This is a genomic window from Bradyrhizobium sp. (assembly GCF_049512235.1).
Lineage (GTDB): Bacteria > Pseudomonadota > Alphaproteobacteria > Rhizobiales > Xanthobacteraceae > Bradyrhizobium.
Window position 1 is genome coordinate 13,091 of the sequence record NZ_JBEKXH010000007.1, and the last position, 25,004, is coordinate 38,094.

General features: G+C 63.9%; 21 protein-coding genes and 1 pseudogene. 16 read left to right on the forward strand and 6 right to left on the reverse strand.

Features of this window, described 5'->3' with window-relative positions; all coding sequences use genetic code 11:
• Position 1 precedes the first annotated feature (1 nt).
• From rpsO to ABSG20_RS01335, 3 genes are all read left to right on the forward strand, one after another.
• Positions 2 to 271, forward strand: a complete 270-nt coding sequence (gene rpsO / locus ABSG20_RS01325; RefSeq protein ID WP_423862672.1) for a 30S ribosomal protein S15 — start codon at positions 2 to 4, stop codon at positions 269 to 271.
• A gap of 270 nt (positions 272 to 541) precedes the next feature.
• Positions 542 to 2,695, forward strand: coding sequence for a polyribonucleotide nucleotidyltransferase (pnp, locus tag ABSG20_RS01330; protein ID WP_423862673.1), 2,154 nt, complete (start codon positions 542 to 544; stop codon positions 2,693 to 2,695).
• 337 nt (positions 2,696 to 3,032) lie between these two features.
• Positions 3,033 to 3,629 carry a glutathione S-transferase family protein gene (locus ABSG20_RS01335; RefSeq protein WP_423862674.1) on the forward strand — a complete coding sequence of 199 codons (597 nt, stop codon included), beginning with the start codon at positions 3,033 to 3,035 and terminating at the stop codon, positions 3,627 to 3,629.
• A 168-nt stretch (positions 3,630 to 3,797) separates the two neighbouring features.
• Here the strand turns inward: ABSG20_RS01335 and fabI are convergent, their stop codons facing one another.
• The 3 genes from fabI to fabA form a co-directional block, all read right to left on the reverse strand.
• Positions 3,798 to 4,601: an enoyl-ACP reductase FabI gene (gene fabI, locus ABSG20_RS01340; RefSeq protein WP_423862675.1), complete on the reverse strand. Its 804-nt coding sequence runs from the start codon at positions 4,599 to 4,601 to the stop codon at positions 3,798 to 3,800.
• Positions 4,602 to 4,783: 182 nt separating this feature from the next.
• On the reverse strand, positions 4,784 to 6,007 hold the full coding sequence (gene fabB / locus ABSG20_RS01345; protein WP_423862676.1) for a beta-ketoacyl-ACP synthase I: 1,224 nt from the start codon (positions 6,005 to 6,007) through the stop codon (positions 4,784 to 4,786).
• A gap of 104 nt (positions 6,008 to 6,111) precedes the next feature.
• Positions 6,112 to 6,615, reverse strand: a complete 504-nt coding sequence (fabA, locus tag ABSG20_RS01350; RefSeq protein ID WP_423862677.1) for a 3-hydroxyacyl-[acyl-carrier-protein] dehydratase FabA — start codon at positions 6,613 to 6,615, stop codon at positions 6,112 to 6,114.
• Between the two features lie 396 nt (positions 6,616 to 7,011).
• On the opposite strand from fabA, the gene irrA reads away from it, so the two are divergent.
• Positions 7,012 to 7,446, forward strand: coding sequence for an iron response transcriptional regulator IrrA (gene irrA, locus ABSG20_RS01355; protein WP_423862693.1), 435 nt, complete (start codon positions 7,012 to 7,014; stop codon positions 7,444 to 7,446).
• Between the two features lie 32 nt (positions 7,447 to 7,478).
• Here the strand turns inward: irrA and ABSG20_RS01360 are convergent, their stop codons facing one another.
• Positions 7,479 to 8,006: an SH3 domain-containing protein gene (locus tag ABSG20_RS01360; protein ID WP_423862678.1), complete on the reverse strand. Its 528-nt coding sequence runs from the start codon at positions 8,004 to 8,006 to the stop codon at positions 7,479 to 7,481.
• 296 nt (positions 8,007 to 8,302) lie between these two features.
• Between ABSG20_RS01360 and ABSG20_RS01365 the strand changes: the two genes are divergently transcribed.
• Both ABSG20_RS01365 and ABSG20_RS01370 read left to right on the forward strand, forming a co-directional pair.
• Positions 8,303 to 9,304 carry a 2-hydroxyacid dehydrogenase gene (locus ABSG20_RS01365; protein ID WP_423862679.1) on the forward strand — a complete coding sequence of 334 codons (1,002 nt, stop codon included), beginning with the start codon at positions 8,303 to 8,305 and terminating at the stop codon, positions 9,302 to 9,304.
• Between the two features lie 398 nt (positions 9,305 to 9,702).
• Positions 9,703 to 9,804: pseudogene (locus tag ABSG20_RS01370) on the forward strand (glycerol-3-phosphate 1-O-acyltransferase PlsY); the annotation flags it as partial.
• Positions 9,805 to 9,831: 27 nt separating this feature from the next.
• Here the strand turns inward: ABSG20_RS01370 and ABSG20_RS01375 are convergent.
• Positions 9,832 to 10,635 carry a HesA/MoeB/ThiF family protein gene (locus ABSG20_RS01375; RefSeq protein ID WP_423862680.1) on the reverse strand — a complete coding sequence of 268 codons (804 nt, stop codon included), beginning with the start codon at positions 10,633 to 10,635 and terminating at the stop codon, positions 9,832 to 9,834.
• 208 nt (positions 10,636 to 10,843) lie between these two features.
• Between ABSG20_RS01375 and ABSG20_RS01380 the strand changes: the two genes are divergently transcribed.
• Both ABSG20_RS01380 and ABSG20_RS01385 read left to right on the forward strand, forming a co-directional pair.
• Positions 10,844 to 12,211, forward strand: a complete 1,368-nt coding sequence (locus ABSG20_RS01380; protein WP_423862681.1) for a peptidoglycan-binding protein — start codon at positions 10,844 to 10,846, stop codon at positions 12,209 to 12,211.
• A 255-nt stretch (positions 12,212 to 12,466) separates the two neighbouring features.
• Positions 12,467 to 13,231 carry a nucleotide-binding protein gene (locus tag ABSG20_RS01385; RefSeq protein ID WP_423862682.1) on the forward strand — a complete coding sequence of 255 codons (765 nt, stop codon included), beginning with the start codon at positions 12,467 to 12,469 and terminating at the stop codon, positions 13,229 to 13,231.
• Between the two features lie 103 nt (positions 13,232 to 13,334).
• Here ABSG20_RS01385 and mutM read toward each other — a convergent pair whose 3' ends face one another.
• A complete protein-coding gene (gene mutM / locus ABSG20_RS01390) occupies positions 13,335 to 14,240 on the reverse strand; it encodes a bifunctional DNA-formamidopyrimidine glycosylase/DNA-(apurinic or apyrimidinic site) lyase (protein WP_423862683.1) in 906 nt (301 codons plus the stop codon).
• 94 nt (positions 14,241 to 14,334) lie between these two features.
• Between mutM and ubiE the strand changes: the two genes are divergently transcribed.
• The 8 genes from ubiE (at position 14,335) to ABSG20_RS01430 (ending at position 24,248) form a co-directional block, all read left to right on the forward strand.
• The gene (gene ubiE, locus ABSG20_RS01395) at positions 14,335 to 15,096 is read left to right on the forward strand and encodes a bifunctional demethylmenaquinone methyltransferase/2-methoxy-6-polyprenyl-1,4-benzoquinol methylase UbiE (RefSeq protein ID WP_423862684.1); all 762 of its coding nucleotides are present in this window, start codon (positions 14,335 to 14,337) and stop codon (positions 15,094 to 15,096) included.
• A complete protein-coding gene (gene ubiB, locus ABSG20_RS01400) occupies positions 15,093 to 16,667 on the forward strand; it encodes a 2-polyprenylphenol 6-hydroxylase (protein ID WP_423862685.1) in 1,575 nt (524 codons plus the stop codon). The genes ubiE and ubiB overlap by 4 nt, the downstream gene beginning before the upstream one ends.
• Before the next feature lie 53 nt (positions 16,668 to 16,720).
• The gene (gene coaBC / locus ABSG20_RS01405; protein ID WP_423862686.1) at positions 16,721 to 18,157 is read left to right on the forward strand and encodes a bifunctional phosphopantothenoylcysteine decarboxylase/phosphopantothenate--cysteine ligase CoaBC; all 1,437 of its coding nucleotides are present in this window, start codon (positions 16,721 to 16,723) and stop codon (positions 18,155 to 18,157) included.
• A complete protein-coding gene (gene dut / locus ABSG20_RS01410; RefSeq protein WP_423862687.1) occupies positions 18,154 to 18,612 on the forward strand; it encodes a dUTP diphosphatase in 459 nt (152 codons plus the stop codon). The genes coaBC and dut overlap by 4 nt, the downstream gene beginning before the upstream one ends.
• Before the next feature lie 191 nt (positions 18,613 to 18,803).
• Positions 18,804 to 21,317: a sensor histidine kinase gene (locus ABSG20_RS01415; RefSeq protein ID WP_423862688.1), complete on the forward strand. Its 2,514-nt coding sequence runs from the start codon at positions 18,804 to 18,806 to the stop codon at positions 21,315 to 21,317.
• Positions 21,314 to 22,840 carry a tRNA (adenosine(37)-N6)-threonylcarbamoyltransferase complex ATPase subunit type 1 TsaE gene (gene tsaE / locus ABSG20_RS01420; RefSeq protein WP_423862689.1) on the forward strand — a complete coding sequence of 509 codons (1,527 nt, stop codon included), beginning with the start codon at positions 21,314 to 21,316 and terminating at the stop codon, positions 22,838 to 22,840. The genes ABSG20_RS01415 and tsaE overlap by 4 nt, the downstream gene beginning before the upstream one ends.
• An 83-nt stretch (positions 22,841 to 22,923) precedes the next feature.
• Positions 22,924 to 23,241, forward strand: coding sequence for a PilZ domain-containing protein (locus ABSG20_RS01425; protein WP_423862690.1), 318 nt, complete (start codon positions 22,924 to 22,926; stop codon positions 23,239 to 23,241).
• Between the two features lie 284 nt (positions 23,242 to 23,525).
• Positions 23,526 to 24,248, forward strand: coding sequence for a nucleotidyltransferase family protein (locus ABSG20_RS01430; RefSeq protein ID WP_423862691.1), 723 nt, complete (start codon positions 23,526 to 23,528; stop codon positions 24,246 to 24,248).
• Positions 24,249 to 25,004 lie beyond the last annotated feature (756 nt).

The following is a 25,004-nucleotide window of genomic DNA, read 5'->3' on the forward strand; positions in this document are numbered from 1 at the left end:
GATGTCGATTACCGCGGAACGCAAAGCGGAAGTCATCAAGAAGAGTGCCAACAAGGCCGGCGATACCGGCTCGCCTGAGGTTCAGGTCGCGATCCTGTCGGAACGCATCAACAATCTCACCGGGCATTTCAAAACCCACGTGAAGGACAACCATTCGCGTCGCGGCCTTTTGAAACTGGTATCGACGCGTCGTTCGCTTCTCGATTACATCAAGAAGAAGGACGAGGCGCGTTACAAGGCGCTGCTCGAAAAGCATAATATTCGCCGTTGAGTAAGGTTTACGCGCGCATCTCGCGCGCGTTTTTGCGCGCGGACGCTGTAAGTCCGCGCGGCGTATCCAGTCGCAATCCGGCGGCTGGGTGTAACGGGCAAGGTGCCCGTGCCATCGGAAGGATGGACGCCATTCGAAACACAAGGACCATGGCAGGATCGCTGGACGCTAAGACCGCGAAATTCTCGCGATCAGCGTCCAGCCATCTTGCGCATGGTCTTTTCGTTTTCGGCGTCCGTGCTTTCATGAACCAATGAAAGACCAAATAAAATGTTCAATATTCATTCGGTCGAGATCGACTGGGGTGGACGTCCCCTCAAGCTGGAAACCGGAAAGATCGCCCGTCAGGCCGATGGTGCCGTGATGGCGACCTATGGCGAGACCGTGGTGCTCGCCACCGTCGTCGCCGCCAAGACACCCAGGGAGGGCGTCGACTTCCTGCCGCTGACCGTCGACTATCAGGAAAAGAGCTATGCCGCGGGCCGCATTCCCGGCGGCTATTTCAAGCGCGAAGGCCGGCCCACCGAGAAGGAGACGCTGGTCTCCCGCCTGATCGACCGCCCGATCCGACCCTTGTTCGTCGAGGGCTGGCGCAATGAAACCCAGGTGATCGTGACGACGCTGTCGCACGACATGGAGAACGATCCCGACATTCTGGCGCTGGTGGCGTCATCCGCGGCGCTGACGTTGTCGGGCGCGCCCTTCAAGGGTCCGATCGGCGCCGCGCGCGTCGGCTTTGTCAATGACGAATATGTGCTCAACCCGACGCTCGACGAAATGGTCGAAAGCCAGCTCGACCTCGTGGTCGCCGGCACCGCCGACGCCGTGCTGATGGTGGAATCGGAAGCCAAGGAGCTCAACGAAGACATCATGCTCGGCGCCGTGATGTTCGGACACCGGCATTTCCAGCCGGTGATCAAGGCGATCATCGAACTGGCCGAGAAGGCCGCCAAGGAGCCGCGCGAGGTCAAGATATCGGACGAAAGCGCGATCGAGAAGGAAATCCTCGGGTTGATCGAAACCGAACTGCGCGCAGCCTATGCGATCCCGGTCAAGCAGGACCGCTACGCCGCGGTCGGCAAGGCCAAGGACAAGGTGATGGCGCATTACTTCCCGGAAGGTGTGGAGCCGAAATACGACAAGCTGCGCATCGCCGCGGTGTTCAAGGAGCTGGAAGCCAAGATCGTGCGCTGGAACATCCTTGATACCGGCAAGCGCATCGACGGCCGCGATTCCAAGACGGTCCGCAACATCATCGCCGAAGTCGGCGTGCTGCCCCGCGCCCATGGCTCGGCGCTGTTCACCCGCGGCGAAACCCAGGCCATGGTGGTGACCACGCTCGGCACCGGCGAGGACGAGCAGTACATCGATTCGCTGTCGGGAACGTACAAGGAAACATTCCTGCTGCACTACAATTTCCCTCCTTATTCGGTCGGCGAGACCGGCCGCATGGGCGGCACCAAGCGGCGTGAAATCGGTCACGGCAAGCTCGCCTGGCGTGCCATCCACCCGGTGCTGCCGCCGCATCACGAGTTCCCCTATACGGTTCGCGTGGTCTCCGAGATCACCGAGTCGAACGGATCATCGTCGATGGCGTCGGTCTGCGGCGCCTCGCTGGCGCTGATGGATGCCGGCGTTCCCCTGAAACGGCCGACGGCGGGCATCGCCATGGGCCTGATCCTGGAAGGCTCGCGCTTTGCGGTCCTGTCGGACATTCTCGGCGACGAGGATCATCTCGGCGACATGGACTTCAAGGTCGCGGGCACCGATCACGGCATCACCTCGCTGCAGATGGATATCAAGATCGCCGGCATTACCGAGGAGATCATGAAGGTCGCGCTCGGCCAGGCTAAGGACGGACGCATCCACATCCTCGGCGAGATGTCGAAGGCGCTGACGGCTGCGCGCGCCGAACTCGGCGAATACGCCCCACGGATCGAGACCTTCAAGATCGCGACCGACAAGATCCGCGAAGTGATCGGCACCGGCGGCAAGGTGATCCGCGAGATCGTCGAGAAGACCGGCGCCAAGGTCAATATCGACGACGACGGCACCGTCAAGGTCGCTTCCGCCGACGGCGAATCGATCAAGGCCGCGATCAAGTGGATCAAGTCGATCGCCTCCGATCCGGAGATCGGCCAGATCTATGACGGTACCGTGGTCAAGGTGATGGAGTTCGGCGCCTTCGTGAACTTCTTCGGCGCCAAGGACGGCCTGGTGCACATCAGCCAGCTCGCCTCCAGCCGCGTGCAAAAAACCTCCGACGTCGTCAAGGAAGGCGACAAGGTGAAAGTGAAACTGCTGGGCTTCGACGATCGCGGCAAGACGCGGCTGTCGATGAAGGCGGTCGACCAGGCCACCGGCGAGGACCTCGAGGCCAAGCAGAAGCCGGAAGCCCTGCCGCGCGAGGCCGCCGGGGAATAGTTTTTCGCAAATCCGTACCATTCCGGCAAAGGGCGGCTCAACGGCCGTCCTTTTTGCTTGACTACGGCAAGCCCGCGAAAGCCTCATCTTGCGCAGCGGCGACGCCGAGTTTCCCGCCTCGCCCGATGCCGCGGCCAAGGACATCAAATTGCGCGATAGTGCGCGCATTCTGATTTCGGAGAGACTGGACAGGATCTTGCCCGAATATTTGAAGCAGTGAGTGAGGCTGGCTCAATCCGGAGAATTCGCTTCCAGAAGTTGCAGCAGGCGGCCTTCCCCTTGTAAAGTCGCAAAATCTTCGCACCAAGCCCCAACACATCGACAAGGGAGCCGCCTGATGATGCAACTCTACTGGTGTCCGCGCACGCGGTCGTTCTCTGCGCTGTGGCTGATGGAAGAAGCCGGCCAGCCTTATGAGCGGGTGCTGACCGATATTTCCAAGGGCGCGCAGAAGACGCCCGAATATCTCGCGATCAATCCGATGGGCAAGGTGCCGGCGTTGCGGGACGGCGAGGCGACGCTGGCGGAAGCGGCCGCGATCTGCGCCTATGTCGCCGAGCGCTATCCGCAGGCCAGACTCGCGCCGCCGGTCGGCGATCCCAAACGCGCCAAATATCTCTATTGGCTGTTTTTCGGGCCCGGCTGCATCGAGCCCGCCATGGTGCAGCTTAGCACCAAGATCGAGATGAATCCGATAGCGGCCGGCTGGGGCGATGCCCAGCGCGTGTTCGATGTGCTCGACGCCGCCCTGACGACAGGGCCGTGGCTGCTCGGCGAGACCTTCTCGGCGGCGGACATCATGATCGGGTCGGGACTGAATTTCGCGGTGCGGCTGTTCAAGATGGCGCCGTCGCGGCCCTCGTTCGAGCGCTACATCGATGCTTGCGCGTCGCGGCCGGCCTTCCAGCGCGCCACTGTCATGGCGGCAGGATGAGATGAAATCGTGTCCATGCTCCCAACTGTCATCGCCGGCTTGACCGGGTGACCCGGTATTCCGAGGCGCCAGTGATTGAATCGGGAGGCCGCGGCGTACTTGATCCGCGCTTTCGCGGGGATTTCAATTTTTCTTGGAGCGCCGGTCCCACACCCGCCTGTGGCTCAGCTACTCTCCGTTCTTCAGATCTTCCGGCCGCGGCATCGAGATGATGTTGTAGCCGGAATCGACATAGTGGATTTCCCCGGTCACGCCGGCCGACAGATCCGAGAGCAGATACAGCGCCGAGCCGCCGACCTCGTCGATGGTGACCGTACGGCGCAGCGGCGAATGCTGCTGCTGAAACCTCAGCATCTCGCGCTGCTCCGCGATGCCCGCGCCGGCGAGGGTGCGGATCGGACCTGCCGAAATCGCGTTGACGCGAATGCCGCGCGGGCCGAAGTCGGCGGCGAGATAGCGCACGGAAGCTTCCAGCGCCGCCTTGGCAACGCCCATCACATTATAATTCGGCAACACCCGGGTCGAGCCGCCATAGGTCAGGGTAATCATCGCGCCGCCGCGCTCGGGCATCATGGCGGCGGCGCGCTTCGCCAGTTCCGTGAACGAGAAACAGGAAATCACCAGCGTGCGCGAAAAATTCTCCCGCGTGGTGTCGGCATAGCGGCCTTTCAGCTCGTTCTTGTCGGAGAATCCGATGGCGTGGACCAGAAAGTCGAGCTGCCCCCATCGCGCGCGCAAGGCCTCGAACACGGCGTCGACGCTTGCGATGTCTTCGACATCGCAAGGCAATATCAGGGGAACGCCGAGTGAAGCCGCCAGCGGCTTGACGCGCTTGCCGAGCGCCTCGCCTTGATAGGTAAAAGCGAGTTCGGCGCCCTCTGCCGCGACCGCTTTGGCAATACCCCAGGCAATCGAATGATCATTGGCGACCCCCATGATCAACCCGCGCCTGGCCTTCATCAGGTCCTGCATGCTTTCGATGCTTTCTCCTGCGTCATGCCCGGGCTGGTCCCGGGCATCCGCGTCTTCAGGCCACACCCCGGATCAAGACGCGGATGGCCGGGAGTGCAGACAAGTCTCCGTCGTCTGCACCCAGGCAGACCTTGATGCCCGGCCCATGACCATGATTTCGGGTAATCAGTTCGAGCTCAGTCTCACGCATCCATCCGTTTGAACACCAGCGTGGCGTTGGTGCCGCCGAATCCGAAGGAGTTGGAAAGCACGGTTGCGAGTTTGACATTGTCGATGCGCTTGCGCACGATCGGTATGTCGGAAAACACCGGATCGAGCTCGGTGATATTGGCGCTTTCGCAAATGAAGCCGTTGTTCATCATCAACAGCGAATAGATCGCCTCGTGCACACCGGTGGCGCCGAGCGAATGTCCGGTCAGCGCCTTGGTGGCGGAGATCGGCGGACACTTTTCTCCGCTGCCGAACACCCGGCGGATCGCCTCGATTTCCGGCGGATCGCCGGCCGGCGTCGAAGTCGCGTGCGGATTGATGTAGTCGATCTTGCTGTTGACCGTCGAAAGCGCCATCCTCATGCAGCGTTCCGCGCCCTCGCCGGAAGGCGCCACCATGTCGTAGCCGTCGGAGGTGGCGCCGTAGCCGACGATTTCGCCGTAGATGCGCGCGCCGCGGGCCCTGGCATGCTGCAGTTCTTCCAGCACCACGACCCCGGCGCCGCCGGCAATGACAAAACCGTCGCGGCTGACGTCATAGGGGCGGGAGGCGGTCGCGGGTGTATCGTTGTATTTCGAGGACATCGCACCCATCGCATCGAACAGCACCGACAGCGACCAGTCGAGCTCTTCGCAGCCGCCGGCGAAAATAATATCCTGCTTGCCGATCTGGATGGTCTCGTAGGCGTTGCCGATGCAATGGTTGGACGTCGCGCAGGCCGACGAGATCGAATAGTTCACGCCCTTGATCTTGAACCATGTGGCGAGCGTCGCCGACGCCGTCGAGGACATCGCTTTCGGCACAGCGAACGGTCCGACCCGCTTTGGCCCCTTGCTGCGGGTGATATCGGCGGCTTCGACGATGGTGCGGGCAGAGGGTCCGCCGGAGCCCATGATGATGCCGGTGCGAATGTTGGAGACCTCGGCGGGTTCCAGGCCGGAATTCTGGATCGCCTGCTCCATGGCGACGTGATTCCAGGCCGCGCCTTCGCCGAGAAAGCGCATCGCACGCCGGTCGATGACACCGGCCGGATCGAGCGTCGGGGCGCCCTGCACCTGGGAGCGGAAACCGAGCTCGGCATATTTCTCCGCGCGCGTGATGCCGGACCTCGCCTCATGGAGGCTCGCAAGCACTTCCTGGGTATTGTTTCCGATGGACGAGACGATACCCATCCCCGTGATGACAACCCGCCTCATGATCGCCTCGTCCTGCCGTTGCGTCTTTGTGTGATCATCGTCGTCAAACCGAGGTCGCGTCGGCCGGAGCCGGTGACCTACGCTCTCGGCTGCGGCGCAGCATCCTACTTGAACAGCCCGACCTTCAGATCCTTGGCGCGATAGATAATCTCGTCATCGGCCGAAAGCCAGCCGTCGGCAATGCCTAGCACGAGCTTCATACGCATCACGCGCTTGATGTCGACATTGTACACAATCTTGCGCACGTTGGGCATGACCTGCCCGGCCAGCTTGAGTTCGCCGAGCCCCAGCGCCCGGCCGCGTCCCGCGCCGCCGGTCCAGCCCAGAAAAAAGCCGATCATCTGCCAGAGCGCGTCGAGACCCAGGCACCCCGGCATCACCGGATCGCCCTTGAAATGGCATCCGAAGAACCAGAGATCCGGCTTCACATCGAGTTCGGCGCGGATCACGCCCTTGCCATATTCGCCGCCGGTCTCGGAGATTTCGCTGATACGGTCGAACATCAGCATCGGGGGCAGGGGCAATTGGGCATTTCCGGGGCCAAACATTTCGCCGCGGGCGCAAGCCAGCAGATCCTCGTATTCATAACCGCCGCGCCGATCCAGCATCGTGGCCGCCTCTCTTCTCAAGTCCCAATGGAGCGTTTCAACCCGCTTTTCCGCGGAAAAAGCGCCAATTGTCCGCGATTGGCGCTGACACCGCAGGTCAGGATGCCCCTGCGGCTGCCGGGGCTCGTCCTTTGGCGGAATCGCCTGGGCGGACCCGCGCGCTCTCTAACATAGGCCCCGCGGGCGGCAAAGCGCCTCGACAGCGGATATCACCGCACCCTGCCGCCGGTCCTCCCTCAAACGCGAGCCTGCTCCAGTTGCGAAAAACTTGCATCTGTGAGATTGCCTCCTTATATTCCCTGTTGATAGTACAGAAACAGCCATCCGGTGCCTGACGTGGACACGAGCAACAACGCCTCGATTTTGAAGGATGACGCCGTTCGTCCCGCCGGTCATATGGCGCGTCAGCCGGCTTTGACCGGTTGTCCTTGGCATGATGTCAATGAAATGCTGCAGGCGGCCGGGCTGCGTCCGACCCGTCAGCGCATGGCGCTGGGCTGGCTATTGTTCGGCAAGGGCGCGCGGCACCTTACCGCGGAAATGCTCTACGAGGAGGCCACTCTCGCCAAGGTTCCGGTATCGCTCGCTACCGTCTACAACACGCTCAATCAGCTGACCGATGCGGGTTTGCTGCGTCAGGTCAGTGTCGACGGCACCAAAACCTATTTCGACACCAATGTGACGGCGCATCACCACTTCTATCTCGAAAACAGCCACGAACTGGTCGACATTCCGGATCCGCATCTGGTGCTGCAGAAAATGCCTGAAGTACCCGAAGGCTACGAGATCGCCCGGGTCGACATGGTGGTCCGGCTGCGCAAGAGGCGCTGAGATTTCTCGGCGGTGCTCCGGATGGAGGGCTGCTAATCCACCTTCTCATCGGCGTAGACGCCCCACAGGCGTTGCTGTTCGATCCAACCATCGAAGCCGTCGCCGCTGACGTGACACCATCCCGCCCCGCAATGCCTGACCTGGGCGATGACACCGGCCTGCAGGCGGGCGGCGACTGCGCTGGTTGGATCGGCGCTCTCAAAGAGCGGCGCCAGATCGTCCTTCGACTTCATGGTGATGACCGCGGTACGGCGGCCCGACAGCAGCGAGTGATAGACCCAGCCTTCGGCGCCCTCGGAATCGCGGACCCGGCGCCAGTTCTCGAATTCGGCGGTGATCTCAACCGGCAGGCCCGAGCGGGTATAGACCCAGGCGACGTCGTTGTCCTTGGTCGGACCGGCCCGGACGTTCACATGATCGGATTTCAGGCTGACATAACGCGGCACCGGCAGGCCGCTCGTGGTCAGGGCCGAATCCTTGGCCGAAAATCCGGAGTTGACCGAGGCGCCAAGCCACGCGCCCGCGAGAACCACTACGGAACAAAAACGCCCCAACGCCATCAACTCGTCTCCCGCCGCGAACCCAACTCAAATTCTTCGAGTTGAAATACCAACCAATGCCGCAACCCCTGTACCCCGCCCCGATCGCCCCTCGGCTTGTCATTTCCGGGGTTCTTGTCTTGGCCCGGCCTTCTGCTAGAGAGGACGGAACACCAGGAAGCCGAACCAGCCTGAAATTGCCACGGTCATTCCAGGGCAATGATCAGGGGTAGCCAAGGAAATGCCGGGACCACGCGGCGCCGGCAGTGTCGAACAACCGGGTTAATGAGGTCTGAACGACCTCACGAGAGCAGGACATGTCGCAAAAGAAAAAGCCTCTCGTTGTCGTCACGCGCAAGCTGCCGGACTCGATCGAGACCCGCATGCGCGAACTGTTCGACGCCAGGCTCAATCTCGACGATACGCCGCTTGAGCCGGAAGCGATCGCCGAGGCGGTCTGCTCGGCCGATGTGCTGGTGCCCACGGTCACCGACGAAATCACCGAAGAACTGCTCAAGCAACCCGACTGCAAGCTGCGACTGATCGCCAATTTCGGCAACGGCGTCGACAATATCGACGTCCTCGCAGCCCACGCACGCGGCATCACCGTGACCAACACCCCGAAGGTCCTGACCGAAGACACCGCCGACATGACCATGGCGCTGATTCTCGCGGTGCCGCGGCGGCTGATCGAAGGCGCCTCCATCCTGACCGAGGGCAAGAACTGGCCGGGCTGGTCGCCGACCTGGATGCTCGGCCACCGCATCGGGGGCAAGCGGCTCGGGATCATCGGCATGGGCCGCATCGGCCAGGCGGTGGCGCGGCGGGCGCGCGCCTTCGGCCTGCAGATCCACTACCACAACCGCCGGCCGGTCGCGCCGCGCATCGCCGAAGAGCTGGCGGCGACCTATTGGGAAAGCCTGGACCAGATGCTGGCGCGGATGGACATCATCTCGGTGAATTGTCCGCACACGCCGGCGACGTTTCATCTCTTGTCGGCGCGACGGCTGAAGCTGATCCGAAAGGACGCCTATATCGTCAACACCGCGCGCGGCGAGGTGATCGACGAAGACACGCTGGTCAAGCTGATCGAAAGCGGCGAGATCGCCGGAGCGGGCCTCGACGTGTTCGAGAACGAACCCGCGGTCAGTCCGAAACTGGTGCGGCTCGCCAAGGCCGGCAAGGTGGCGCTGTTGCCGCATATGGGCTCGGCCACCATCGAGGGCCGCGTCGAAATGGGCGAGAAGGTGATCATCAACATCCGCGCCTTCCTCGACAATCACAAGCCGCCGGACCGCGTGCTGCCGAGCATGTTGTGAGCGCCAATCCTGGTCGCACGTGCGGACTCCGTGAGAGACGCCAGTGTACTGTCTCTAACAGTTGCCTACGCCATTCCGGGGCCTGCGCAGCAGTAACCCGGAGTCTTGTCGCTATCACCGCTGGATTCCGGGTTCGCGCCATGCGGCGCGCCCCGGAATGACAAGACCAGGGCACGAACTGTAAGAAGCACAACACTCGTGAAGCGATTCTATGAACCTATCGGTTGAGGCCACAGGCGTCGTCCGACGCGGCTCTCGCATCTAAAATATCGAAAACAACCCCATGCAAAGTAGCTTGGCGGTCGTCGGCATGCGCGATTCGGCTCGACCCGGTTGCGAATGACCCATTACGGTCAAAGACGATGATGATTGCCTGAAATTAGAGCGTCGAGGCTCCCATGGTTTTCTGGATAGCAAGCGTGGTTGGGTTGGTGATCGCTTATCTCTTCGGTTCCACGCCCACGGGCTATCTCGCGGGGAGACTGGTCAAGGGCATTGACCCCCTGCAATTTGCCTGAAGCTACCGACTATGCCACGTGCCCGCTCAGATCGGTGATGACCAGTGCATCGCCGTTCAGCGGATTGAGCGGATCGCGCCGGTAGCGCAGGGTCTCGAACCGCATTGCGCGCGCGTCCACCATCAGCAATCGCCCGACCAGGCCCTCGCCAAAGCCGACGACCTCGCGGATCGCCTCCAGCGCCATCATCGATCCCAGCACGCCGGCGAGCGCGCCCATCACGCCGGCCTCGGCGCAGGCCGGCACCGTGCCCGGCGGCGGCGGTTCCGGAAACAAACAACGGTAGGTCGGATTGAACTCGCCGCCCTCGTTTCTCTCATGCGCGCGGATCGTGGTCAGCGAACCGTCGAACTGGCCGAGCGCTGCGGTGATCAGCGGCTTGCCGGCGAGAAAACAGGCATCCGACACCAGATAGCGGGTGGCGAAATTGTCGGATCCGTCGAGCACCAGATCGTAGCCGCCGATCAGTTCCATCGCATTGTCGGCATCAAGCCGGGTGGCGTGCGCAGCAAACCTGACATGGGGATTGAGCGCATGAATGCGCTCGGCCGCGGTGTCGACCTTGCGCCGGCCGATATCCGGCGTGGCATGGATGATCTGGCGCTGCAGGTTGGACAGCGACACGACATCATCATCGACCACGCCGAGCACGCCGACGCCGGCGGCGGCGAGATACATCAGCGCGGGCGCACCGAGGCCGCCGGCACCGATCACCAGCACGGCGGCTTCCTTCAGTGCGGCCTGGCCGGGGCCACCGACATCGCGCAGCACGATGTGGCGGGCGTATCGTTCGAGCTCGTCGGTGCTCAGCATGGCGAGGTAATGTCCCGCGGTCCGGCCGTCGCTGCGAGCGCGAAGCAATGCGCGCGCGGCGCCAGGAGACGGAGCCATGGATTGCTTGGTCGCGCCGCTTCTCGCAATGGCGCTTGTCTTGCCCCCACCTGTCGAACCTTCCAGCTGTTGTTGCCGACCCAACAGATGTGCTTAATTGCAGCGACGTCAACGACTCCTTGGACTTGTCATGAGATCGATGCTGACGGCAGCAATGTTGGTGGTGGCCGCCGGGGTGTCCGCTGCGGCGCAGCCGACGGCGCCACCGGCCGCGGCCGCCAGGCCGAAGCAGGTCGCAACCGTTCCGGTCCGCCCGCCGCTGCAGACCCCCGCCGATACCGCCAATGCGATGGCACAAGGGGAGCGACTGGCGATCCAGTCGGATCTGGCCTGGGTCGGCCAATACAATGGCGCGATTACCGGCGATGTCAGCGAGCGCATGGTCGCCGCGATCAAGGAGTTTCAGAAAGCCAGAGGCGGCAAATCGACCGGGGTGCTCAATCCACAGGAGCGCCAGGTGCTGGCGGAGACTGCGAAGCGGCGGCAGGAAAATGCCGGCTGGAAGATCGTCACCGATCCCGCTACCGGGGCGCGGCTGGGGGTGCCGGCCAAGCTCGTGCCGCAACAGTCCAGCGACGCCAACGGCGCCAAATGGAGTTCTCCCACCGGCACCGTCCAGATCGTCCTGTCGCGGCGCAAGGAAGCCGACCCCACCACGGCGAAACTGGCCGAGCGGGAAAAAAAGGAGCCGGCCGGACGCGCCGTGGATTATACCGTGGTCAAGCCGGATTTCTTCGTATTGTCGGGGCTGCAGGGCCTGAAGAAATTTTACGTGCGCGGGACCTTCAAGGGCGATGAGGTCCGCACCCTCACCATCCTTTACGATCAGGCCACCGAGAACACCGTAGAGCCGGTGGTGATCGCGATGTCGAGCGCCTTCAACCCATTTCCGTCAGGCGCCCAGCTTGCGGGGCCGCCGCCGCGCAAGAGCGTCGAATACGGCACCGGAATTGTGGTCAGCGATGACGGCGCCATCGTCGCCGACCGTCAGATCACCGACGGTTGCCTGGTGATCGCCATCGCAGGCTATGGCAATGCCGATCGCCTCGCCGAGGACAAGGAGCACGATCTCGCGCTGCTGCGCATCTACGGCGCGCGCGGCCTGAAGCCGCTGGCGCTCGCAAGCGGTACTGCGAACTCCGGTGTCGAACTCACCGGCATTGCCGATCCGCAAAACCAGGGCGGAGGCACCGCGGCAAGCAGCGTCAAGGCCACAGTGACGCCAGTCGGCGGCGGCGGCGACCTCGCGCTGTCGCCGGCGCCGGCGTTGGGCTTTTCCGGTGCGACGGCGCAGGATGGCGACGGCAAATTCGCCGGCATCGCGTTACTGAAATCGGTGGTGGTGGCGGGTCCGGCGAATGCCGCGCCGACGGCACAAGCCGCGCTGGTGCCTGCCGATACCGTGCGCGGGTTTCTGAAAGGCAATGGCGTCGATGCGGCCGGCGGATCGCCGGATGCCAAGTCGGCCGTCGTGCGTGTGATCTGCGTGAGGAAATAGACCGGTGCCGCGCCAGCCCATTGCCGCGGCCGACCGTGGATCCCCGGCCCGTACTCATCCGGTATAGTAATCCGGCTCCAAATTAACCAAGGTTGCACGGTTTGGTGATTCGGACTGCCGCGATCCCCTTAAGTTTGTCTGGGAACGGGCCGGCTACGTCCTGAGCGAGAATTGCTCGGCATCGCAGAATGCGACGCAACTCAACTCAGTGTGCGTAACCTCAGATCCCGTAACAAATACCCGAAGGAAATTACAATGCAGACGATCGTACTGGCCACCCAAAAGGGTGGCAGCGGCAAGAGCACGCTTGCAATCGGCCTCGCTCTCGCGGCGACCCAGGCCGGGCACACTGTTCGCCTAATCGAGACCGATTCGCAAGGGACGCTTTCGAGCTGGCAGAACCGCCGCATCTATGCCGAACCCATGGTCGAGCCGGTCTACAGCGCCGGTGAGATCGAGCAACGGTTGCAGTCGCTGGATCGCAGCGGCGTCACGGTGACCATCGTTGACACCGCAGCCGGCGTCAACGCCGCGACCACGACGGCCATTCGCTACGCCGACCTGTGCCTGATCCCGGCGCGCCCGAGCATCGCCGACATCGAAGCGACCGCTTCGACGCTTCAGATCGTCCGTGCCTGGAAGAGGCCGTTCGCTTTCGTGCTCAACCAGACGCCGATCCGCGGTCAGCGCGTCGGCAGCGCGGCTTCGACGCTCGGCGATGGAGCGGCGCTCGAACTCGCCGATGTTCTCGCGCAGCCTTTCATCGTCATGCGCAACGATCATCAGGATGCGCTGAGCGCCGGATTGGCAGTCAGCGAATACGCCCCCACAGGCAAGTCGGCCGACGAAATCCGCGGCCTCTGGCAATGGGTCGAGACCAGGCTGGGCATCGAAGCAAATGCTTCGGCCTCCGTCGATGAGCAGCCGATCATCAGCGGCCTGCCGGCATCGTCCGATCTGGCGATATTTTTGCCCACGCCTTCGGAAACGGTTGCGCTCGTTCCCTACGAGTCGATTTGAAGCAAACGATGTGACGACGAAGCCGGCGCCCTCGCTTCCTCGCGGAAGCGGGGGCGCCGATTGCGTTCGCCATGGCTGGCAGCCTGTGCGACGATCTTCGCGTTCACTTCTGGCATTTCGGGCACCAGAAGGTCGAACGGCCATTCTGGGTGAAGCGCCGCACAATTCCGCTGCAGCCCGCGGTCTGGCATTTCTCGCCCTCGCGGTCGTAGACCCGGAACGAGTGCTGGAAATAACCGAGTTCGCCGGTGGTCTGGCGGTGATCGCGCAACGACGAGCCGCCGGCCTGGATGGCCTCGTTCAAGACCGCGCGTATCGCCGCGACCAGCCGTCTGGCATGATCGGTCGGCTCGCCCCCGGCAACGCCCTTGCGTTGTCCGGCTTTGGTCGCCAGCGTCGCGGCCAATCGGCGCGGCGACAGATGCGCGCGATATAGCGCCTCGCAGACATAGATATTGCCGAGCCCGGCAACCACGCGCTGATCGAGCAGCGCCGCCTTCAGGCTGGTCTTTTTGTTGGCGCAGGCGCGCGCCAGCATGGCGGCGTCGAATTCATTGCCGAGCGGTTCGGGGCCGAGCCCCCGCAGCAACGGCTCGTCCTGCAGCGCCTCGCGCGCGATGACCTTCATGTAGCCGAAGCGGCGCGGATCGTTGAATATGACCGCCGCGCCCGAGGACATGTGAAGCACCACATGGTCGTGCGTGCGATCCTTGCCGCGCGGATGGTGAAACTGGCCGGGCGCTTGCTGTTCATCGTCCTTGCAGACCCGGAACGAGCCGGACATGCCCAGATGCATCACGAGCACGTCGCCGGAGGCGAGGTCGGCCATCAGGTATTTGGCGCGGCGGCCGAGACCGGTCACGGTCTGGCCCGTTAACCGTGCGACAAAATCCCGCTGGAACGGAAACCGCAGGTCTTTTCGCCTGACTTCCGCTTTTGCAATCCTCGCACCCTCCATGACCGGCTGCAGGCCGCGGCGCACGGTTTCGACTTCAGGCAATTCGGGCATGATCGGGCGTTCACCTCCGGGTATTGACGTGATAACGACATTGCGGCGGGCGCGCTATGGTCGGCCGGTTCATGAGTTTGAGGGCGCAGGCGAGATGGATCGGCCGGACCAAACCACGCATTTCGGCTTCAGGGACGTTGCCGTGAACGACAAGCAGACGCTGGTGAACGACGTGTTCCACAGCGTGGCGCGGCGTTACGACCTGATGAACGATCTGATGTCGGCGGGACTGCATCGGGTATGGAAAGACCTGATGATCAACGCGCTGAACCCGCCGCGCAGCGACCGGCCGTTCCTGCTGCTCGACGTTGCCGGCGGCACCGGCGACATCGCCTTTCGCGCCGCGCGGGCGGCCGGCGCGGGCTTTCGGGCTACCGTGTGCGACATCAATTCCGACATGCTCGAGGTCGGCCGCGCGCGCGCGGCGGCGAGCCATCTCGACAACCTGGTTTCGTTCGTCGAGGGCAATGCCGAAGCGCTGGCTTTCCCGGATCGCGCGTTTGACGCCTATAGCATCGCGTTCGGCATCCGCAACGTGCCGCGGATCGAGCTGGCGCTTGGCGAGGCGTTTCGCGTGCTGAAGCCGGGCGGCCGCTTCCTGTGTCTGGAGTTCTCCACCGTCGACGTACCCGGGCTCGATCGGATTTACGATCTGTTTTCTTTCAAGGTGATCCCGCCGCTCGGCCGCGCGGTGACCGGCGACGCCGAGTCGTATCGATATCTCGTGGAATCGATCCGGAAATTCCCCAGGCCTGGCGCTTTTGCCGCGATGATCGGCGACGCCGGCTTTTCCCGCGTCAGCTGGCAGCGCTTCTCGGGCGGCATCGTGGCACTGCATTCAGGCTGGCGTTTGTGATTTCTGCGATCACCCACATCGCGCGGCTCACCCGCGCCGCGTTCGTGTTCGCGCGCGAAGGCGTGTTTGGCGTCGTCGATCCGTCGCTGGTGCCGCCGCCCGGACAGCTGGCGCTGCGGCTGGCGCGCATCGTCGAGCGTCCCGGCGCCAAATCGGGTCCGCGACTGTCCCGCGCGCTGACCCGGCTGGGACCGGCCTATCTCAAGCTCGGACAGTTTCTCGCCACCCGGCCCGACGTGGTCGGCGTCATCATGGCGCGCGACCTGGAAGCCCTGCAGGATCGGCTGCCGCCGTTTTCGCAAGCCGAGGCCGAGGCCGCCATTGCGACGTCGCTGGAGCGGCCGGTGGCCCTGGCATTTGCGAGCTTCGGCCCGGCGGTCGCCGCGGCCTCGATCGCCCAGGTGCATCGCGGCGAGACCGAGCGGGACGGCGTGCGCAGGTCGGTGGCGGTGAAGGTGCTGCGCCCCGATGTCGGGGCCCGCTTCCGCCGCGACCTCGCCGATTTCTTCTTTGTCGCGCACCAGGCCGAAATCTATTCGGCCGAAGCCCGCCGGCTGCGGCTGATCGAAGTCATCAATACGATGTCGCGCTCGGTCGCGATGGAGATGGACCTGCGACTGGAAGCAGCCGCGCTTTCCGAGATGGCGGAGAACACAAGCGGCGATCCGGACTTTCGGGTGCCCGCGGTCGATTGGGACCGCACCACACATAATGTGCTGACGATGGAATGGATCGACGGCATTGCGCTGAGCGATCATGCACGTCTGGCGCAATCGCAGGTCGATTTGCCCGAACTCGGGCGCAAGGTGATCCAGAGTTTCCTGCGCCACGCGCTGCGCGACGGCTTCTTTCATGCCGACATGCATCCCGGCAATCTGTTCCTCGACGATGCCGGCCGCCTGGTCGCCGTCGATTTCGGCATCATGGGCCGGCTGGGGGTGAAGGAGCGGCGCTTCCTGGCCGAAATTCTGCTGGGCTTCATCACGCGGAACTACCGCCGCGTCGCCGAAGTGCATTTCGAAGCCGGCTATGTGCCGGGACATCACTCGGTGGAAAATTTTGCCCAGGCGCTTCGCGCCATCGGCGAACCGATCCACAATCGCACCGCCGAAGAGATTTCGATGGCGAAGCTGTTGACGCTATTGCTCGAGGTCACCGGCCTGTTCGACATGCGGACCCGCCCCGAGCTGATCCTGCTGCAAAAGACCATGGTGGTGGTCGAAGGCGTCGCCCGCAGCTTCGATCCAAAACTCGATATCTGGAAGATCGCCGAACCCGTGGTTCGCGAATGGATCGAGCGCAATCTCGGTCCGATCGGACGCGTTCAGGGGGCGATGAGCGGCGCCGGGGAACTCGGACGCGTGCTGAGCGGCCTTCCGGCCATCGCCGCCCGATCGGTGGCCGTGCTGGAGCAGTTGGAGACCATGACCCGGGAAGGATTTAGGCTGTCGCCGGAGACGATCGCGGCGATGGGTCGGACCGAGGGCCGCAAGAGCCGCTGGCGCGCGCTGGCGCTCTGGATCATCGCCGCCACCTTCATCGCGATCCTGTTCGCAGTCCGGCAATTGTGATCGCAAGGCATGCATGCTATGATAGCATTGCTATCAGGTGATTTCGAAAAACCATGGCCAGCCTGACCATCCGAAAACTCGATGAGGCGCTCAAAGCCGATCTGCGGCTGCGTTCGGCCCGCAACGGCCGTTCCGTCGAGGAGGAAGTGCGGATGATCCTGCGCGAGGTTCTGCAGCATCCCGGCGAACTCGCTGTCGCGGCATCGCCGGCCGCGCCGGCTGCGGTCGAGACCCCGTCGCACGCGCCCCGCTACCACGCCACGGCGACCGGCCGGGCCAGCGTCACCCTGATCATCGGCGGCGGCATCGCCGCCTACAAGGCGCTGGACCTGATCCGGCGACTCAAGGAGCGGCACATCGATGTCCGCTGTGTGCTGACCAAAGCCGCGCAGCAGTTCGTCACGCCGCTTGCCGCCAGCGCGCTGTCGAACGCGCGCTGCTACACCGACCTGTTCGATCCCGACAGCGAATTCGACGCCGGCCATATCCGGCTGGCGCGCGACTGCGATCTGATCGTGGTGGCGCCGGCGACTGCGGACCTGATGGCGAAGATGGCGCAGGGTCATGCCGACGATCTCGCCAGCGCGATTTTGCTCGCGGCCGTCAGGCCGATCCTGTTGGCGCCGGCGATGAACCCTTTGATGTGGAACAATGCCGCGACCCGCCGCAACGTGGCCCAGCTGGAACATGATGGCATCGCCATGATCGGACCCAACGCCGGCGAGATGGCCGAAGCCGGCGAGGCCGGCGTCGGCCGGATGGCAGAGCCGCTGGAGATCGCAGCCGCGGCCGAACGCTTCCTGCGCCCGCCGCAACCGCGCCCGCTGGCCGGCCGGCGCATCCTGGTGACTGCAGGACCGACCCACGAGCCGATCGATCCGGTGCGCTACATCGCCAACCGCTCCTCCGGCAAACAGGGTTTTGCGATCGCCGCTGCGGCGCAAGCGGCCGGCGCGGATGTCACCTTGATCTGCGGCCCGGTCGATCTGGACGCGCCCGCCGGTGTCGCCGTCAGGCGCGTCGAATCCGCGCGCGAGATGCTGCACCGGGTCGAGGCCGCGTTGCCGGCGGACATCGCGATCTTCGCCGCCGCCGTCGCCGACTGGCGCGTCGCCCAGGAAGGCGAACAGAAACTGAAAAAGACTTCAGGCGGCATGCCACAACTCGCGCTGGTGGAAAACCCCGACATCCTGGCCACGATTGCAAAGTTGCCGGACCGGCGGCCGCCGCTGGTGATCGGGTTCGCCGCCGAGACAGAAAATCTGATCGACAACGCCAAAGCAAAACTCGCGCGCAAGGGCTGCGACTGGATCGTCGCCAATGACGTCTCGGCGGCGTCCGGGGTGATGGGCGGCGACCGCAACACGGTTCATCTTTTGACCCGCGATGGCGGCGAGATCAACGTCGATTCGTGGCCGATGATGACAAAAGTGCAAGTCGCATCCGCGCTGGTGGCGCGCATTGCCCGGCATGTGGAGAACCTTCCGTGAGCGTCACCGTCAAGGTCGAGATAAGGCAATTGCCGCACGGCGAAGGCCTGGCGCTGCCGGCCTATCAAAGCGACCATGCCGCAGGCCTCGATTTGCTGGCCGCGATCCCGGAACACGAGCCTTTGATGCTGGCGCCCGGACAACGCGCCTTGGTGCCCAGCGGCCTCTCGATCGCGCTGCCATCGGGTTATGAGGCACAGGTCCGTCCGCGCTCCGGCCTCGCAGCCAAGCACGGCGTTACCGTGCTGAATGCACCGGGCACGGTTGACGCCGACTATCGCGGCGAGATCGGCGTGCTGCTGATCAACCATGGCGAGGTGCCGTTCCCGATCCGGCGCGGCGAGCGCATCGCGCAAATGGTGATTGCGCCCGTGGTCAAAGCGGAATTCGCGTCCACCGCATCCCTTGCCGTGACCGCGCGCGGCAGCGGCGGCTTCGGTTCGACCGGACGTTGATTGCAGTCAAATGACGGATTCATTTTGATAAAATCGCGCCATGAAGCTTAATCCCCGCCCTTTTTTTGCGGGGTAGTTTGCGTTCACGGTCTGGACTCTTACCGGTTCTCACTGGTTGGGGATATTGTCAATCGATTCGCGAACGGCGGCGTCAAGCGTCGGGCGTTGATTCGTGCGGTTTGGGGCAAACCATGTCGGGCGTGATCGTATCGATGCGTCGGACCTTGCTGTCGTGCACATCATTGGCGCGCTACGGCCTGACCCTGGTTGGCGCTGCGCTCGCTTCGAACGGACCCGCCCAGGCCGGCGATCTGCCGCTCGTGGATGCCATCTCGACCTTCCTCGATCTAAACCGCCAGGAGATCGCGATCCTGGCGACGGCGCTGGCGCTGCTCGGCTTTTCGGTGCTGGCGGCTATTCTTTTGATGCGCACGCGCGTCCGCGCCGCAAGAAGCGAGGCGCAGCTGCGCTCCGACATTCAGGACCTGCAATTCCAGGCCGACCGTCTTCGCGCGCTATTATTCGCCGAGCCCCAGATCCTTATTTCATGGGCGGCGGGCGACCATCGTCCGCAAATCAGCGGCGACACCTCACTACTGATGCCGCCGGACTCCGGGCATCCGCCACAGCGCATTCTTGCCTTCGGTACCTGGCTGCCGCCGGAGCCGGCGCTGCAGATCGATCACGCCTTCGACGCGCTGCGCGAGGCCGGCGAAGGTTTTCTGCTCAACCTCACCACCTCGAATGGACACGCCGTCGAGGCCATGGGGCGCGCCATCGGCGGCCAGGCCATCGTCCGGATTCGCGAACTCAGCGGCTTGCGCCGGGAGCTGGCGGAAACAAACCTCCGGCACAAGGCGCTATCCGACGAAACCGAGATGCTGCGCGGCTTCATCGCCGCCGCGCCTTGGCCGATCTGGGCCAAACGCGCCAACAGCGGTTTGAGCTACGCCAATGCCGCCTATGCGCGCGCTACCGAGGCCAGCAGCGGCGCTGACGCAATCGAGCGCAACCTGGAACTGCTCGATAGCGGCGACCGCAGCGACATGGAGCGCGCATTGAGCAGCACCGACGCCTTCAAAGCGCGGCTGCCGATCGTGGCCGGCGGCGAGCGGCGCATCTACGATGTGCACGCCCTCAATGTCGGCGGCGCCAGCGTCGGCATCGCCATCGACGCCAGCGAAGCCGACGCGCTCGGCGCGGCGCTGGTGCGAATGGCGGAAGCGCATCGCCGTACCCTCGATCAGCTGTCGTCCGGCGTCGCGGTATTCGACGGCCAGCGGCGGCTCGCGTTCTATAATGATTCCTATCGCCGCTTGTGGGACCTGGACCGCGCATTCCTCGACCACAACCCCGACGATTCCAGCGTGCTCGATCGGCTGCGGGCCGCCCGCAAGCTTCCCGAGCAGCCGGATTTTCGGGTCTGGAAGGCGAAGCTGCATGAGGCCTATCGCGCGGTCGAGCCGGAGAAGGATACCTGGTATCTGCCCGATGGCCGCGCGGTCAGCGTCGTCACCACGCCGAATCCGGAAGGCGGGGTCACCTATTTGTTCGACGACGTCACCGAAAGCCTCGAGCTCGCCCGGCGTTTCGATGGCCTGATCCGGGTCCAGCGCGAAACGCTTGATAATCTCGCCGAAGCCGTTGCGGTGTTTGGCAGCAACGGCCGCGCGCAATTATTCAATCCGGCCTTCGCCAGGATGTGGAAGCTGTCGCCCGAGGCGCTGGGCGAACAGCCGCATATCGAGACCGTGGAGGCCTGGTGCAGGCCGCTGTTCGACGACGCCGCCACCTGGCAGACCATCCGCGAGGCGGTGACCGCGATCGAGAACCGGGTCGAGGTGCCGCTGAAGCTCGAGCGCAGGGACGGCAGCGTGCTCGACTGCATGACCATGCCGCTGCCCGACGGCGCCACCATGCTGACCTTCCAGGACATCAGCGATACCGAGAACGTCGAGCGGGCACTGCGCGAGCGCAACGAGGCGCTCGAGGCCGCCGACCAGATGAAGGTCGATTTCGTCCACCACGTGTCCTACGAATTGCGTTCGCCGCTGACCACCATCATCGGCTTTGCGCACTTCCTGAGCGACCCGGTCACCGGTCCGCTGACGCCGAAGCAGGCCGAGTATCTCGGTTACATCACCGCCTCGACCAATGCGCTGCTGGCGATCATCAACAATATCCTGGATCTTGCGACCATCGATGCCGGCGCGATGTCGCTCAATCTGGGTTCGATCGATATCCGCAAGACCATCGAGGCCGCCGCCGAGGGGATCCAGGACCGGCTGGCTACCGACCGCATCGAACTCAAGGTCGACGTCGATCCCAATATCGGCAGCTTCGTCGGCGACGAGCGCCGCGTGGTGCAGGTCTTGTACAATTTGCTGGCCAATGCCGTCGGCTTCTCGCCGCAGGACGCGACCATCGGATTGAGCGCCAGGCGGACCGAGCACAGGGTCGTTTTCACCGTGACCGATAGCGGTCCGGGCATTCCGGCTGACGTCAAAGACAAGGTGTTCGACTGGTTCGAGAGCCATTCCAATGGCTCGCGGCACCGCGGCGCCGGCCTCGGCCTGTCGCTGGTGCGCTCCTTTGTCGAACTGCATGGCGGCAGGGTACGCGTCGATTCGATCGTCGGCAGAGGCACGACCGTCATCTGCGACTTCCCGATCGACCAGGCTGCGCGCCGTAACGCCGCGGAATGAACGTCCCCGCGACATATTCAGTGGTGTTGTCGAACGAGGCGGCGACCGCGCATTTGATGGCCGACCTCGCCTTGCTGATCGGTCCGGGCGATGTCATCACCCTGACGGGCGACCTCGGCGCCGGCAAGACCGCGGCCGCGCGGGCCCTGATCCGGCACCTCGCCGGCGACAAGACATTGGAAGTTCCGAGCCCGACCTTTACGCTCGCCCAAGCCTACGACCTGCCGGGGTTTCCGCTGCTTCACGCCGATCTTTACCGGATCAATGCTGCAGCGGAACTGGAAGAGATCGGGCTGTCGCCATTGCCCGAGGGCACGTTGGTGCTGATCGAGTGGCCGGAGCGCGCGGCCGAGGCGCTTCCTGAACAACGGATCGACATCGCGCTGAGCCATCTTCCGGCGCTGGGATCGACCGCTCGCAGCGCATTGATCACCGGCTACGGCAAAGCGGCGGCGCAGGTCGCAAGACTGGAGACCCTGCGGCAGTTCCTGACCGCTTCGGGCTATGCCGACGCCGAACGCCGGTGCATGGCCGGCGATGCGTCGACGCGCTCCTATGCGCGGCTGGTCCGCGACGATGGCATCGTCGTCCTGATGAACTCGCCGCGCCGTCGCGACGAACCGGCGATCCATCAAGGCAGGACTTACAGCGCGGCCGTGCATCTGGCCGAGGACGTCAAGCCGTTCGTCGCGATCGCCGGCGGCCTGCGCGAGCGCGGCTTTTCGGCGCCGGCCATCCATCATGCCGACCTCGATGCCGGCTTCCTGATCACCGAAGATCTCGGCAGCGCTGCCGTTACCGAAGGCGACCCGCCGCGGCCGATCGCCGAACGATATCAGGCTGCGACCGACGTGCTGGCGGCGCTGCATCGCCAATACTTGCCTGAAGTTCTCTCCCCGGCGCCGGAGATCGTCCACGCCATCCCGCCCTTCGACACCGAGGCGTTCATGATCGAAGTGGGCCTGATGCCCGACTGGTATCTGCCGGACCGCGGGGCCGAACTGAGCGGCGAGCTGCGCGCCGAATTCGACAGGATGTGGCGCAGGCTGCTGCGCAAGTCCGCGGTTGCTGCCCAGACCTGGGTGTTGCGGGATTTTCATTCCCCCAACCTGATCTGGCTCGATCAGCGGCCCGATATCGCCAAGGTCGGCCTGATCGATTTCCAGGATGCGGTACTGGGCCCGGCGGCCTACGATCTGGTATCGCTGTTGCAGGATGCCCGGGTCGACGTCCCGGAACCGCTCGAGCTTGCGCTTTTGACGCGCTACATCAAGGCACGGCGCGGGTCCGACGACATGTTCGACGCGGCTGATTTCGCCGAGCTGTACGCGATCATGTCGGCGCAGCGCAACACGCGGCTGTTGGGCACCTTTGCGCGGCTGAACCGGCGCGACGGCAAGCCGCATTATTTGCGCCATCAGCCGCGGATCTGGACCTATCTCAACCGGTCGCTGGCGCACCCGGCGCTGCGACCCCTGCGGGAGTGGTATTCGACCCATATACCTCCACCATCCCCCTATTAATTTACCACTTGTTAGTCCGCCATCCTTAAGTTGCGCTCGACCCTGCAGTAAGTGGGGCGGCTGCGTGAAGGCGGAGCAAAGGCATGGCGGCAGAGCGGCGCGACGGCTTGCGGGTTACATTCGAACGGGGCTTCAACGCCCACATGATGGGCATCGACGGCACCTGGCGGCGCGAATGCAGGTTGGAGGACATTTCGGAGACCGGCGCCAAACTCACGGTCTCAGGCCACGTCGAAGGCCTGCATCTGAGTGAATTCTTCCTGCTGTTGTCCTCTACCGGGCTGGCCTACCGCCGTTGCGAACTGAGCTGGGTCAATGGCGATCAGATCGGCGTCAATTTCCTGAAATCCAGCCGCAAGAAGAGAAGGAAGGCCGCGCAGCACAGCGGGGCGGAAGTCTGAGCCTGCCGCCGGTGTGGTCGCATCATCGTCACGACAGGCGGTTGTGGCATCGCGGTTCGATGCGCCGGGAAACCCCATTGATAAGTCGTCGCGGCGCTCTTGATCTTTGGCATATTCGGGCACAGCAGAATCTGATACGCCGCAGGACGATGCCTTGGTCCAATCATTTGCGCGCCGCCTGCCACGGACACCTCTCAGCCCTCGGCGTGGGCTTGACCGCCGGGCAAAATCACGATCCGCTGAAGAGGACGACGCGCGATTAACGGTTCGAGAAATTCCTGAAAATGTCCGTCAAACCTGCCAAAGCCATGGTCCTCGCCGCCGGACTTGGTGTCCGAATGCGCCCGCTGACCGACACCATGCCAAAGCCGCTGGTGCAGGTGGCGGGCCGTGCGCTGCTCGATCATGTGCTCGACAAGCTCGCCAACGCGGGCGTCAGCGAAGCCGTCGTCAATGTGCACCATCTGCCGGACCAGATCATCGCGCATACGGCCGCCCGCGCCCGGCCACGCGTCATCATCTCCGACGAGCGCGATCAGGTCCTCGGCACCGGCGGCGGCGTCGTCAAGGCGCTGCCGTTGCTGGGCCAAGCCCCGTTCTTCCATGTCAATGCGGACACGCTGTGGATCGATGGCGTGCGGCCGAATCTGGCGCGGCTGGCCGAAGCTTTCGATCCGGCGCGGATGGATATCCTGTTGTTGATGGCGCCGACCACGAGCAGCATCGGCTACAGCGGACTTGGCGATTACGCCATGCTGCCGGATGGCGCGCTGCGCAAGCGCAGGGAACATCAGGTGGTGCCGTTCGTCTATGCCGGAGCCGCGATCCTGTCGCCGCTCTTGTTCGCGGATGCCCCCGCGGGCGAATTCTCGCTGACCAGAATGTTCGACGCCGCCAATAAACAGGAACGATTGTTCGGCCTGCGGCTGGACGGCGTCTGGATGCATGTCGGAACCCCCGAAGCCGTCGCCGCGGCGGAAGAAGCCTTCTTCGAAAGCGTGGCCTGATTGCATCCGCAAAGGGTGGGCGGGAGGCGGTGCCCTCAAACCCTATGTTCGCCCCCCGTTTGGATTTCGCTCACGGAGAGCGTCCGCAAGGCGGCCGCCACCCGGCCGCATGGATTTCCGATTCACGTGTCAAACAGCCAACGCCAAGAACCGACGGGATACGACAAGGGTCGCCCCCCACGGGATCTAAATGGCGTAGGGGCGCTCCTTGTGGGCGCCCTGTTTGAACCGCCACCGCTGTTTCTTGTTAAGCGAACTTTGGCGCCGCGAAGACCAGAAGAGAAAAGAGATGGGTATCGCTTCGCTCCACCCATCCTACGAGCTCGCTGTCATCCTCCGCGAAAGCGGGGGATCCAGTACGCCGCGGCCCTTCGACTTATCCCTGACGTCTCTGGAATACTGGGTCTCCCGGTCGTAGGCGAGCGGAAGCGACGCCGTCCTTCGGACGGCCAAGCCGGGCGATGACAGCCGTGTTAGGGCGCCGCGCGCCCACTTCCCAGCGCGCGCTTCGATTTCTGATTCACGTTTCAAACAGCCACGAGGACGATTTTAGTTCTCGTCATGGCCGGGCTTCGGCCCCGCAGGCGGGACAAAGCCCGGGCATGACGAAATCAGCAGTTCCAGACGCGCCTAAACGCCCCGCGGCGCCAGGCGCCCGGGCTTTGCCAGATAGCTCACCGCCCTCGAGATAACAGAGGGCGCGGGGAATGCCGCGATGCCCAGAAGCACCCGCAGCCTCGCGTGCAGAAAACGGCC